This is a genomic window from Serratia sp. NGAS9 (genome assembly GCF_009905295.1).
GTDB lineage: Bacteria > Pseudomonadota > Gammaproteobacteria > Enterobacterales > Enterobacteriaceae > Serratia > Serratia bockelmannii.
Genome location: NZ_CP047605.1, coordinates 1,394,433 through 1,406,972, shown reverse-complemented (window position 1 = coordinate 1,406,972; position 12,540 = coordinate 1,394,433). Strand labels below are relative to the sequence as shown.

The window sequence follows — 12,540 nt, the reverse complement described above, 5'->3', positions numbered from 1 at the left end:
GGGCCAGTTAGGTTGGAAAATCCTGAGAAACGCGCTTCCAGCGCGCAATAAATTTTTCCGTCGGCAGGGCATCGCCTCCCCCCTGCGGTTCACCGGCGCGCAACGGATGCACGCCGACGTCGATCGGCGTCAGGGCGTAATCGCGCAGCCACTCGCCGTAACCTTGCGCGACAAATCCCTGACTGCGCCGCTGATACGCCTCACGCTCCGCCAGATAGACTTCGCGCAAACCATACCAGGGCAGGCCGGGCAGATCGTGATGCACTAAATGGTAGTTCAAATTGAGAAACAACAGCCGCCACGGCCAGCCCGCCTCATTAATAATAGAACGTGCCTGCGGTGCGTCCACGGCGCGATGCTCAAAAAACGATCTCACCTTGGTCAGCGCCAACGCCGGATAGCTGATGGCCAACAGGTAAAACGCCGTGCCGATACCCTGCATCTGCAACCAGTGCAGCAGTACCGCCAACAGCGACAGGTGCGCTAACCACCTCGCCCAGGCGCGCCACTCCCCTCCGGCGAGCGCTTTCACCGCCCCGGCCAGGGTCGCGGCAATATCCAGCGCCGGGCCGAGGAGCACCCGGCCGATCAGCGTATTGCGCACGTCGGCCAACAGCGGCAACAGGCGGGGATAACGCCGCCACTGCGCGGCGCTGAAGTAATAGCTTTCGGGATCTTCGTGCGGATCGGTCAGGTGGTCGTTGCGGTGGTGGCGCAGATGCGAATCGCGATACAGCCCATAGGGATACCACACCGCCAGCGGCAACAGGCCGAACAGCTGATTGACGCGCGGCCAGCGCGTCGGGTGGCCGTGGATCAGCTCGTGTTGCAACGACAGGTACCAGGTGGTCAGGAGGATCAGCAGCGGTGCGCCAAGCCACGGGCCCAGCGCCTGCCAAGAATACGCCACGCCGAACCAGCCGCCGTACACCGCCGCCATGATCCCCCAGGTGGGCAGCTCCAGCCGCCAATGCCGGCGCCGATAAAGCTGCCTGATTCGTTCGCGCTGTTCGGGGTGCAAATAGTGGGCGTGGGACATGCTGCGGCTCGCGGTAAGAGATTTTCTCTCAGTATCCGTGAGCCGTTGCGGCGTTCAAAATAACGAAAATGGCAAAGCTAAGTGAAAATTCAGCGGGTTGCGTACGCGGCATGCGGCTCACACGCCACCGGGAAATTCACCGAGTTGGCGATAAAGCACAGGTGATGCGCCTTCTCGTGAAGCTGTTGCGCCAGCTGCAGATCGTCGCCGTCGCGCACCGTGACCTGCGGCCGCAGCGTCACCGAGGTGAAAAAGCCGCCGCGCGCGGCGTCTTCGCGCATCACGCCCACGGCATCGTCCTGATAGGCCAGCACCGAAATCCCCGAGGTGGCGCACAGATGCAGGTACCATAATTTGTGGCAAGCGCTGAGCGATGCCACCAGCAAATCCTCCGGATTCCAGCGCGTCGCGTCACCGCGGAAGGCCGGATCGGCTGAGCCGGCGATATCTGCCTTGCCCACGGCGCCGATCCTGTGATCGCGTCCATAAGCGCGATAATCTTCCGTGCCTGCGCCTACATTCCCCTGCCAGGTCACCGAGACCTGATAATGATGCTCGCCTTTCATGTCTTTTGCTCCCGTTGGCCGGCCAATGAAAAATTGTCTGGGTGCATGCCCGGAGAACACTATTGGCGGAAAAGCGTGAATACGCAAACGGCGAAACGAGAAAAAACGGGCCGCGCAGGCGGCCCGTCGGTCACATCCCTTCAGGGAACGAAATCGAGCACCACGGCGTTGAACAACGCGTATTCAGTGGCGCTGGCCATCGGCGGAAACTGCGCGCGCTGCACCGCCGCGTTGGCCGCCGCGCACAGCGGCGCATCGCCTCTTACGATCTTGCTGCTCGCCAGTTTCCCGTCCGGCCGCAGCCGTATGCTGATGGTGCAGCGTTGGCCGCGCGCGTGCTCCGGCAAACGCAGCTCGCGGCTCACCGCGTTATGCACCCGCACCGGATAGCTGAGCGGCGCCGCAACCGGCGCCTCGGCCTGCGGCGACGGCAAGGGGGTGCCGGCCTGACGCCCGGCACCCGCGCCGCAGCCGCTCAACAACAACAGCGCCAACAGGCCTAGTGTCTTTTTCATTCCCGATGTCCTTATTGGGGATTAATCTTTATCGAGCGCCCTTACTGCGCCGCTGGGTAAGCCTCACCGTCATCCGCGTAACGCTGCAGGCGCTCGCGCCACCACTTGGCCGCCAGGCCGCTGGCGCTTTCACGCCAGCCGAAATAGGCAGCGTCGCTGCAGCGCTCAGATTCAACGCGTTTCGCCACCAGTTCGCCGCTGTTCAGGTAAGGTTCCGCCAGAGAACGCGGCAGATAGCCACAGCCCAGCCCGGCCAACTGCGCCTGCAGTTTGGCGTCAAAGCCGAAGACCGTCAGCGTATCCTGTTCTTCCAGCAGGTTCAGGCTCTGCGGCGCGTTGACGCGCGAGGTATCGCGCACCACCACCGCCCGGTGCTGACGGATCTCATCCTTCGGCAACGGTTCCGGCAGCGCCGCCAGCGGATGCTGCGGCGCGACGGCGAACACGTAATCCAGCTGCCCCAGGCGGCTGAACGCATAGCCCACCCGCGACGGCGGCTCGCAAATGGCGCCGATGATAATGTCGGCGCAGCCGTAAACCAGCGACTCCCAGGAACCGGCCAGCACCTCGTGGCTGAAGCGCAGCCGGGTATGGTGATGCTGCCGATAGAACTCGTCGATCAGCGGCAACAGGCGGGCAAACGGGAAGGAGGCGTCGATCCCGAGCGTGATCTCGCTTTCCCAGCCGTTCTCCACGTAGCGCGCCTGCTGTTCCAGATCCTGCGCCGCGCGCAGCAACACCCGCCCTTTTTCCAGCATCAGCTTGCCGGTATCGGTGAACTTCGCCCGATGGCCGGAGCGATCGAGCAGGGTGATGTCAAGATCGTTCTCGAGCTTTTGCACCATATAGCTCAGTGCCGAAGGGGTTTTAAACAGTGCGGCGGCCGCGGCGGCGAAAGATCCGTGCCGGTCCAGCGCGTCCAAAATCAGCAGCGCTTCCAGGTTTAATCTCATGCTTTCTCCCGTGTATAAAAAAACTCAACAAGTCGGCAAAAATTCTGCGGTATCTTTGAAATCGCCCTCTGCCTACCATGGGTTTTATCGGCGTTACACTCATCAGATGTTCAACCGAAATATCACTGGGAAGGTAAATTATGTCCAAGTTTCAACTGCTTGATAAAGACAACTCCGCACTGATTTTTATCGATCATCAACCACAAATGGCCTTCGGCGTGGCTAATATTGATCGTCAGCAACTGAAAAACAACGTTGTTGGTTTGGCGAAGGCAGGCAAAATTTTCAACGTCCCCACCCTTTTCACCTCGGTCGAAACCGAAAGCTTCAGCGGCTATATCTGGCCGGAACTGCTGGCGGTACACCCTGAAATCACCCCGATTGAACGTACCTCGATGAACTCCTGGGAAGACGCGGCCTTCGTTAAAGCCGTGGAAGCCACCGGCCGCAAAAAGCTGGTGATCTCCGCGCTGTGGACCGAAGTTTGCTTGACCTTCCCAGCGCTGATGGCGCTGGAAGCCGGCTATGAAGTGTATGTGGTGACCGACACCTCCGGCGGCACCTCCGTCGATGCGCACGAACGCTCGATCGATCGCATGGTGCAGGCCGGCGCCGTACCGGTGACCTGGCAACAGGTGCTGCTGGAGTACCAACGCGACTGGGCACGCAAAGACACCTACGACGCGGTGATGGCGCTGGTGCGCGAACACAGCGGCGCGTACGGCATGGGCGTCGACTACGCTTACACTATGGTGCACCACGCACCGGCCCGCACGGTGAAATAATTCCCCCTGCCCCGGCCCCGCGCCGGGGTATTTTCAGGAGTCGGTTTTATGGCCCATCCGCAGCATGTCACGCTGGTGATCACCCACCGTTTGGCGCCGGGGAACGAGCAGGCCTATGAGGCCTGGCTGAACCGCATCATGCCGGACGCCGCGGGCTTCACCGGCCATCTGGGCGTCAACGTCATCCGCCCATCCGACAGCGAACAGGCCTATACGGTGCTGGTCCGCTTCGACAATGTCGACAATCTCTACCGCTGGCTCAACTCGCCGCTGCGCAAGCAATACATCGAAGAAGTCACTCCGTTGTTGCTGGAGAACGACCATATCGAGATCCGCCCCGGCGCGGAGTTCTGGTTTACCCCACCCAACCCCAACGTGCGCCAGCCGCCCCAGTGGAAGCAGTTCATCATCACCCTGCTGGTGATCTTCCCTTCCACCAATCTGGTGCCCTGGTTTTGGGGGCTGGCGCTGCCGCAGCTGGACGGCACGCTGCTCGGCCATTTTCTCAATGACGCCACCGTGGTCGCCCTGGTGGTGTACCTGTGGATGCCCATCGTGACTCGCGTCTTTCATCAATGGCTGATCCGCCGCTAGGCGGTTCGCCGGGAGAATGTTATGAACCACCACGCTTCATTGATCATCACCAACGGAAAGTTTCACACCGTCGATCGCCAAAATCCTACCGCACAGGCGGTCGCCATCCGCGACGGCAAGTTTCTGGCGGTCGGCAGCGAAGGCGAAGTCATGCAGCACGCCGGGCCGGAAACCCAGGTGATCGATCTGCACGGCCACACCGCCATTCCGGGCCTGAACGACTCGCACCTGCACCTGATCCGCGGCGGCCTGAACTACAACCTGGAGCTGCGCTGGGAAGGCGTGCCTTCGCTGGCCGACGCGCTGCGCATGTTGAAAGAGCAGGCGCTGCGCACGCCGAGCCCGCAATGGGTGCGGGTGGTCGGCGGCTGGACCGAATTCCAGTTTGCCGAACGCCGCATGCCAACGCTGGACGAAATCAACCAGGCGGCGCCGGACACGCCGGTATTTATTCTGCATCTCTACGATCGCGCGCTGCTCAACCGCGCGGCGCTGAAGGTGGTCGGCTACACCAAAGACACGCCGAACCCACCGGGCGGCGAGATCCAGCGCGACGCCAACGGCAACCCGACCGGCATGCTGATCGCCAAACCCAACGCCATGATCCTGTACGCCACGCTGGCGAAAGGGCCGAAGCTGCCGCTGGAACAGCAGGTCAACTCCACCCGCCAGTTCATGCGTGAGCTGAACCGCCTCGGCCTCACCAGCGCCATCGACGCCGGCGGCGGTTTCCAGAACTACCCGGAGGATTATCAGGTGATCGCCGAGCTGCACGAGAAAAAGCAGCTGACCATCCGCATCGCCTATAACCTGTTCACCCAGCGGCCGAAGCAGGAACTGGAAGACTTCGAGCTGTGGACTGATATGCTCAAGCCAGGCCAGGGCACCGATTTCTATCGCCACAACGGCGCCGGCGAGATGCTGGTGTTTTCCGCCGCCGACTTCGAAGACTTCCTGCAGCCGCGCCCGGATCTGCCGCCGGGCACCGAAGACGAGCTGGAGCGGGTGGTGCGCCATTTGGTCGAGCACCGCTGGCCGTTCCGCCTGCACGCCACCTATGACGAGTCCATCAGCCGCATGCTGGACGTGTTCGAGAAGGTGAACCGCGACATTCCGTTCAACGGGCTGCACTGGCTATTCGACCACGCCGAAACCATTACCGAACGCAATATCGAACGGGTCAAGGCGCTGGGCGGCGGCATTGCGGTGCAGCATCGCATGGCGTTCCAGGGCGAATATTTCGCCGATCGCTACGGCATCGAAGCCACCAAACATACGCCGCCGGTAGCGAAAATGCTGGCGGCTGAGCTGCCGGTCGGGCTGGGCACCGACGCCACCCGCGTCGCCAGCTACAACCCGTGGACGGCGCTGTACTGGCTGGTCTCCGGCCGCACCGTCGGCGGCATGGCGATGTACGACGACAGCGCCCGTCTGGATCGCGAAACGGCGCTGATGCTGTGGACGCAAGGGAGCGCCTGGTTCTCCACCGAACAGGGCAAGAAAGGCCAGATCAAGGTCGGTCAGTTGGCGGATATGGCGGTGCTGTCGCAGGACTATTTCAGCGTGCCGGAAGAGCAGATCAAAGGCATCGAGTCGGTGATGACGGTGGTGGATGGCAAAGTGGTCTACGCCGCTGGCAGCTTCTCGCCGCTGGCGCCACCGCCGCTGCCGGTGCTGCCGGAGTGGTCACCGGTCACCCAAGTGCCGGGCCATTACCGCTCCGCGCCGCCGTCGGCGGTGGCCCGCGTCGGGGTCGTGAGCCAGGCGCACCAATGCTGCGGCCCGTGCGGCGTACACGCGCATCAGCATGACATTGCGCGCCGCTCCAGCATCCCGGTGTCGGACGAGAATGCCTTCTGGGGCGCGTTCGGCTGTTCGTGCTTCTCGTTCTAAGTTGCCAGCCCAGCAACTTATTACGTAACTAGCTTAATAAGATACTAAGTTAGTAAAGCAGCAAATTAATGGCGCTGTCCGCGGAGAGCGCCATTTTATTGTCAATCGCGGTTGATCTCCAGCCAGCACCGCTGCTCGGCGGAGGCGGCTATCGCATCCAGCACGCAAGACACCTTCCAGCCTTCTTCAAAGTCCGGCCACATGCGATCGCCCGCGGCGATGCCGTTGACCAGATCGCGGATCTCCACCGTCTTCTGATCGTTAAAACCAATGCCGTGCCCGGCGCTGATGCAAAACGCCGCATAGTCCGGGTGCTTCGGCCCCACCAGCAGCGTCTTGAACCCCTGCCGCTCCACCGGTTCATCGTGCCGATACAGCTTCAGCTCCGCCATCCGTTCCTGGGTATAGCTCAGCGTGCCTTTAGTGCCGGTGACCACATAGGTCAGCCCCATCTTGCGCCCGCAGGCGATGCGCGACGTTTCGATCGTGCCCATCGCCCCGCCGGCGAAACGCAGCAGTGCACTGGCCTGATCTTCGTTTTCCACCGGCAGCAGGCGCGCCGGGTCTTGCGGGTCCGGGCGCTGCTTGATCACGGTCTGCATATCGCCAGAGACCGCCACGATATCGCCCACCAGGTAGTGCGCCATATTGACGATATGCGCAGCCAGATCCCCCAACGCGCCCAGCCCGGCGCTGGCGCGGCGGCAGTGCCAGTCGATCGGCGTGCGCGGGTCGGCCAGGTAATCCTCATTGTGGGTGCCGTAAAAATGCACCACCTCGCCGATTTCGCCGTTGGCGATGATCTCGCGCGCCAGCTGGCTGGTCGGGTTCTTCATGTAGTTGAAACCGACCAGCGTTTTCACGCCCTTGGCGCGGGCGGCCTGCACCATCTCCGCCGCGTCGGCGGCGTCCAGCGCCAGCGGTTTTTCCGAATATACGTGCTTGCCGTGGCGGATCGCCTCCAGCGCCATCTCTTTGTGCAAGAAATTAGGGGCGCAGATGTCTACCACGTCGATCGCCGGATCGGCCACCAGCTGCCGCCAGTCGCCGGTCGAACGCGCAAAGCCGAACTCGGCCGCGCGCTGCGCCGCCAGCTCGGGCGTCACCTCCGCCAGCATCTCCAGCACCAGATCCCCTTTAAGGGGAAATACCGTGGGGGCCTGCGCATAAGCGATAGCGTGACAACGCCCGATATAGCCGGTGCCGATTAACCCAACGCGTACCTGTTTCATCATTTTCTCCCGTGACCGAAATTCTGTGTAGAACCAGGCGCGGCTCAATGAAACGCGCCGATTGATAACGGGTTTATATGGAATATAAATTTCAATAACAAGCACGCGGGAAAATAAAGTTCATATTCGTGATGCCGTTCATGAAACGTTGACGGGATGATGCAATGAGGAAAGCCCGGACGCGGCTGGTCGTATCCGGACGGGATAAAATGAACCATTTATTTCATATTACGGCAAACCGTTGGCACCGTGTTGCACGTAGCCAGGGCGTTGCAGCAGGCGCTGCTGATAGGCCGCCAGCGCCGCATAATTCGGCCGCTCGAACGGCGTCATCAGCCAGCGGTTCAGCGACAGCCCCAGCACCACGTCCGCCAGCGTGAAGGTGGCGCCGGCGGCATAAGGGCCGTGCTGCGCCAAATGCCTGTCCAGCAGCCCCATCAGCCGATTCCACTCGCGTTCGGCGGCGGCCAGGCTGGCGGCATCCTGGTAATCCGCATGCCCGCGCACGCGCGACATGAACACATAGCGCCAGGCGCCGTTCAGATCGGTGGCCTGCCAGTCCATCCACATCTCCACCGCCGCGCGCGCGCCGGGTTCCTGCGGCAGCAGATCGCGGCGCCCTTCCCGCCCCACCAGATAGCGGCAAATGGTGTTCGACTCCCACAGCACCCGCTCGCCGTCAATCAGCACCGGCACCAGGCCGTTGGGATTCAGCGCCAGAAACGCCGGCTCCTGCGTGGAGCGAAAGCCGCTGCCCCAGTCTTCCCGTTCCAGCGTCAGCCCCAGCTCCTGACAGGTCCATAACACTTTGCGCACGTTGATTGATGAAGCCTTGCCCAAGACTCTCAGCATCGGTTTTCCTCTTATCTATTCTTTCCAGAAAGGTTTACATCCTTCACGCAGCGCTTCTGCACGCGACAAACCAATATCGATCAGCCGCGCATCGTCCAGCAATAATAATTCTTTTCGCGTCCTGTAGCGTTGCAGATACAGACGCCAGCGTGACCCACCGAATGAGCGCCGCCGCGGCGCGCCAGTAAACAGAGCCATCTTGTTATTCTCCCTGATGTTTTCGCGTTGCAGTCATCATGCTCGCCGAGAGAAAAACAATACAGATTCACGCTGGCGCTATTTTTTTCATACAGCTGCACCAAAAAACCCACTGAATGGTTTACTTTGAAAGCATCTGTACCGGTTTTTTAATTCTTACCGCCGATGAGAGGCCTCTGTATGACACGCTACGCCACGCTGGCCGCCATTCTCAGCCAACGCATTCAGCAAGGGTTGTATCCGGCCGGCCATCGCCTGCCTTCGGTGCGCGCATTGAGCCAGGAGCACGGCGTCAGCATCAGCACGGTGCAGCAAGCCTACCGGCTGCTCGAGGAACAGCGCCTGGTGGAAGCGCGGCCGAAGTCGGGCTACTTCGTGCATACGCGGCGCGCGCAGGCCGAGCTGCCCGCTATGACGGCGCCGGTGCAGCGGCCGGTGGACATTTCGCAATGGGAGCAGGTGCTGGAGCTGGTGCGCAACCGGCCGCGCGAAGGCCTGATCCAACTGGGGCGCGGCATGCCGGACGTCGCCGAGCCGACGATGAAACCGCTGATTGTCGCCCTGCGCAACGCCGCCCGCCACGGCGACCTGCGCAGCCTTTATTACGACAGCATTCAGGGCGTGACCGCGCTGCGTGAACAGGTCGCTCGTCTGCTGCTGGATTCCGGCTGCCATATCGGTGCCGATCAGTTGCTGATCACCACCGGTTGCCAGGAAGCGATCTCCGCCGGGCTGCGCGCCGTTTGCCAACCCGGCGACATCGTGGCGGTCGATTCCCCCTGCTTCCACGGCACCATGCAAACGCTGAAGGGATTGGGCATCAAAGCGCTGGAAATCCCCACCGATCCGCTCACCGGCGTCAGCCTGGCCGCGCTGGAGATGGCCCTTGAACAGTGGCCGATCAAGGCCATTCTGCTGACGCCCAACTGCAACAACCCGCTGGGCTACATCATGCCCGACGCCCATAAACAGCGGCTGCTGACGCTGGCGCAACGCCACGATGCGGCGATCATCGAGGATGACGTTTACGGCGACATCGCCTATCACTACCCGCGGCCGCGCACCATCAAGTCGTTCGACGACGACGGCCGCGTGCTGCTGTGTAGCTCGTTTTCCAAAACGCTGGCGCCGGGGCTGCGCGTGGGCTGGATCGCGCCCGGCCGCTATCTGGAGCGGGTGCTACACATGAAGTTCATCGGCTCCGGCGCCACCGCCACCCAGCCGCAGCTGGCGATCGCCGAATTTATCCGCAGCGGGCACTATCTGCAGCACCTGCGGCGCATGCGCGCCCGCTACCAGCAGAACCGCGATCGCATGACCGATTTGATCCTGAAACACTTCCCGGTCGGCACCCGCGTCAGCCGGCCGCGCGGCGGTTTTATGCTGTGGATCGAATTGGACGAAGCGTTCGATACCCTGCGGCTAAACCGCCATCTCGAGCAGCAAGGCGTACAAATCGCCGTCGGCAGCATTTTTTCCGCCGCCGGCAAGTACCGCAACTGTCTGCGCATCAACTATGCGCCGACGCTGACGACGGAGATCGAACAGGCGGTACAACGGGTCGGCGCCACCATCCAGGCGCTGATGCCAACCGACAGTTTGGCGCAATCGGATTAAATCTTGACGCGATCGGATTATCGGCGCACGGACGGGCTGTTTTAGAGTAATGCCTTCTCTTACCACTGGCAGGCAACAACCATGAGCAGCGATCAAATTCCGGTTTCCAACGCGTTGGCGGTGCGCCTCGCGGCGCAAGGCGTCGATCTCGAACGGGTCGGTCAGTTAGCCGGCTTGCCCGCCGGGCTGCTCAGCGAGCGGCGCGTAAAAGTGCGGTTGACCACCCACCAGTTCTTCGCCGTCTGGCGCGCCCTCGCCCAACTGAGCGACGATCCCGCCTTTGGTCTGCGGCTGGGCGGCGACGTCGCGCCGGAGCATTACGATATCGCGTCAGTCGCCGCACTGCACTCCGCCACGATGGGCGAGGCCCTGCGTAAAGTCGCGCGCTACAAACGGTTGGTGTGCCCGGAAGAACTGATGCTGGAGGAAGATGGCGACAGCGTTCGGCTGCATACGCGTTGGACGATGATCGAGGACCATACGCCGGAATTGCTGATAGACACCATGTTCGCCTCTATCACCACCCTGTGCCGCCGTGGCACCGGTTTACCGCTGCAGCCCAAGGCGCTTGAGGTGACCCGCCGTCGCGATCCCCACTCACCGCTGCTGCGCCACTTCGGCTGCCCGGTGCGATTCGACGCGCCGCTGGACGTGCTGGTATTTGACCGTGCGCTGATGCAGCAGCCGCTCATCACCCACGACCAGGACATGTTGGCGCTGCTGCTGCCGGAGCTGGAGGCCGAGTTGGCCGAAGCACGCGCCGAGCAAGACTTGCCCACACAGGTGATGACGATCCTCGGCCGCAGCATGCGCGGCCAGCGCCCCAGCGTCAACAGCGTGGCCGCGGAGCTCTATCTCAGCCCGCGCACGCTGCAGCGCCGTCTGCAACGGCACGGCTACAGCTACCAGCAGTTGCTGGACAAAACCCGCCACCGCACCGCCTGCCGCTTGTTGGCGGATACCGATCTTGAGCCTGGGGAAATTGCCTTTGTGCTGGGATTCGAAGAGCTGAATTCGTTCAGCCGCGCCTTTATTCAGTGGGAAGCGCTGACGCCCAGCCGCTGGCGCACTCAGCGTGTAGCCGACCATCGGGAGGACAGAGCATGAAAGTGATTATCTTCGGCGCCAGCGGCATGGTGGGCCAGGGCGCGCTGCGAGAATGCCTGCGCGATCCGCGGGTCAGCGAAGTGCTCAGCATCGGCCGGCGCCCGTTGGCGCAGAGCCACGCCAAACTGCGCCAGCTCTCCCTGCCCGACCTGCGTGACCTGTCGGCGCTGGAGCCGCAGCTCGCCGGCTACGACGCCTGTTTCTTCTGTCTGGGGATTTCGTCCGCCGGCCTGAGCGAAGTCGAGTATCGCTCGGTAACTTACGACCTGACGCTGGCCGCGGCTCGCCCGTTGGCGACGCTGAACCCGACGATGGTCTTCATCTACGTTTCCGGCGTCGGCACCGACAGCAGCGAACGCGGCCGCAGCATGTGGGCCAGGGTCAAGGGCGCCACCGAAAACGCGCTGCTGGCGCTGCCGTTCCACGCGGTGATGTTCCGCCCCGGCGCCATTGTGCCGCTGCACGGCATTCGCTCCAAAGTCCGTACATACGATCTGATTTATCGGCTGTTCAAACCGCTGTGGCTCGGCGCATTGCGGCTGTTTCCCTCGCAGGTGAGCAGCACCGAACGAATCGGGCTGGCGATGCTGGCGGTGGCGCGCCGGGAAACCGCCTTGCGCATCCTGGAGCCGCCGCAGATCAATCAACTGGCGACGCGCTGAAATACCGTCATCCACCGCGCCACCGCCAATACGCCGCCACCCGGCGGCGCAGATGCTCGATGCCCTGCGGATGCTCAATAAACTGCGCCACCGGCATCATCCGCCAGCGCTGGCCTTCGTCGCCAAAGCGAATGGCGGCGATCTGCGCCGGGGCGATCTCGCCGGCCATAAACCAGGTCGGCGGGGAGCCGGGCAGAACGCCATCGTAGCGCCGCCGCCAGACAACCTGACATTCCGCGATCGTCACGCCGAACTCTTCCTGCGTTTCCCGCTGCACGCACTGCAGCGGCGTTTCGCCGTTTTCCCGCCCGCCGCCAGGCAGATCCCATTGACCGGGCCATGGAATGCCCGGCTTGTCGTCCCGTTGGTAAACCAGCAAGCGATCGTCGCACAGCAGCGCGATCTTGGCCCCGCCAAACGCCTCGTCCGTCATGATTTCTCCGCTCCCGGCCCATCGCCTTTGACCGAACATCATACTTCATCCCCGCGCGGCCTGGTGTATAGTGAAAATCCGTTTTCACAACAGG

Annotated in this window: 14 protein-coding genes; 6 read left to right on the top strand and 8 right to left on the bottom strand. The window is 62.4% G+C overall.

The genetic code is table 11. The features are described 5' to 3' along the window. Positions 1 to 7: 7 nt before the first annotated feature. The 4 genes from GUC32_RS06775 to GUC32_RS06760 form a co-directional block, all read right to left on the bottom strand. Positions 8 to 1,039 (bottom strand): fatty acid desaturase, encoded by a 1,032-nt coding sequence (locus tag GUC32_RS06775; RefSeq protein ID WP_197823915.1) that lies wholly within the window; start codon positions 1,037 to 1,039, stop codon positions 8 to 10. An 89-nt stretch (positions 1,040 to 1,128) separates the two neighbouring features. After that, entirely contained in the window at positions 1,129 to 1,605 is a 477-nt protein-coding gene (locus tag GUC32_RS06770) for an OsmC family protein (protein ID WP_043136993.1), read from the bottom strand. A gap of 140 nt (positions 1,606 to 1,745) precedes the next feature. Beyond that, positions 1,746 to 2,120, bottom strand: coding sequence for a cell envelope integrity TolA C-terminal domain-containing protein (locus tag GUC32_RS06765; RefSeq protein WP_049208916.1), 375 nt, complete (start codon positions 2,118 to 2,120; stop codon positions 1,746 to 1,748). Positions 2,121 to 2,161: 41 nt separating this feature from the next. Continuing rightward, positions 2,162 to 3,073 (bottom strand): LysR substrate-binding domain-containing protein, encoded by a 912-nt coding sequence (locus GUC32_RS06760; RefSeq protein ID WP_025302038.1) that lies wholly within the window; start codon positions 3,071 to 3,073, stop codon positions 2,162 to 2,164. Between the two features lie 140 nt (positions 3,074 to 3,213). On the opposite strand from GUC32_RS06760, the gene GUC32_RS06755 reads away from it, so the two are divergent. From GUC32_RS06755 to GUC32_RS06745, 3 genes are read left to right on the top strand one after another with little or no spacing between them, the layout of a single operon-like run. Continuing rightward, positions 3,214 to 3,858, top strand: a complete 645-nt coding sequence (locus tag GUC32_RS06755) for a hydrolase (protein WP_004939390.1) — start codon at positions 3,214 to 3,216, stop codon at positions 3,856 to 3,858. Between the two features lie 48 nt (positions 3,859 to 3,906). Further along, positions 3,907 to 4,452: an antibiotic biosynthesis monooxygenase gene (locus GUC32_RS06750; RefSeq protein WP_043136985.1), complete on the top strand. Its 546-nt coding sequence runs from the start codon at positions 3,907 to 3,909 to the stop codon at positions 4,450 to 4,452. A 21-nt stretch (positions 4,453 to 4,473) separates the two neighbouring features. Then, positions 4,474 to 6,345 (top strand): amidohydrolase, encoded by a 1,872-nt coding sequence (locus tag GUC32_RS06745; RefSeq protein WP_369435632.1) that lies wholly within the window; start codon positions 4,474 to 4,476, stop codon positions 6,343 to 6,345. Positions 6,346 to 6,446: 101 nt separating this feature from the next. Here GUC32_RS06745 and GUC32_RS06740 read toward each other — a convergent pair whose 3' ends face one another. From GUC32_RS06740 to GUC32_RS06730, 3 genes are all read right to left on the bottom strand, one after another. Then, entirely contained in the window at positions 6,447 to 7,577 is a 1,131-nt protein-coding gene (locus GUC32_RS06740) for a Gfo/Idh/MocA family protein (RefSeq protein WP_043136982.1), read from the bottom strand. A 228-nt stretch (positions 7,578 to 7,805) separates the two neighbouring features. After that, complete coding sequence (locus GUC32_RS06735) at positions 7,806 to 8,429, bottom strand: glutathione S-transferase family protein (protein WP_025302034.1); 624 nt, start codon at positions 8,427 to 8,429, stop codon at positions 7,806 to 7,808. A 15-nt stretch (positions 8,430 to 8,444) separates the two neighbouring features. Continuing rightward, positions 8,445 to 8,627, bottom strand: coding sequence for a DUF1127 domain-containing protein (locus GUC32_RS06730; RefSeq protein WP_016928567.1), 183 nt, complete (start codon positions 8,625 to 8,627; stop codon positions 8,445 to 8,447). A 180-nt stretch (positions 8,628 to 8,807) separates the two neighbouring features. On the opposite strand from GUC32_RS06730, the gene GUC32_RS06725 reads away from it, so the two are divergent. The 3 genes from GUC32_RS06725 to GUC32_RS06715 all read left to right on the top strand — a co-directional run bounded on the left by GUC32_RS06725 (position 8,808) and on the right by GUC32_RS06715 (position 12,013). Then, complete coding sequence (locus tag GUC32_RS06725; RefSeq protein ID WP_025302033.1) at positions 8,808 to 10,244, top strand: PLP-dependent aminotransferase family protein; 1,437 nt, start codon at positions 8,808 to 8,810, stop codon at positions 10,242 to 10,244. Positions 10,245 to 10,325: 81 nt separating this feature from the next. Next, positions 10,326 to 11,351 carry an AraC family transcriptional regulator gene (locus GUC32_RS06720; RefSeq protein ID WP_369435631.1) on the top strand — a complete coding sequence of 342 codons (1,026 nt, stop codon included), beginning with the start codon at positions 10,326 to 10,328 and terminating at the stop codon, positions 11,349 to 11,351. Then, positions 11,348 to 12,013, top strand: coding sequence for an epimerase (locus GUC32_RS06715; RefSeq protein ID WP_089195648.1), 666 nt, complete (start codon positions 11,348 to 11,350; stop codon positions 12,011 to 12,013). Before GUC32_RS06720 ends, GUC32_RS06715 begins: the two co-directional genes overlap by 4 nt. A gap of 7 nt (positions 12,014 to 12,020) precedes the next feature. Here GUC32_RS06715 and GUC32_RS06710 read toward each other — a convergent pair whose 3' ends face one another. After that, positions 12,021 to 12,446 (bottom strand): NUDIX hydrolase, encoded by a 426-nt coding sequence (locus tag GUC32_RS06710; RefSeq protein WP_369435630.1) that lies wholly within the window; start codon positions 12,444 to 12,446, stop codon positions 12,021 to 12,023. Positions 12,447 to 12,540 lie beyond the last annotated feature (94 nt).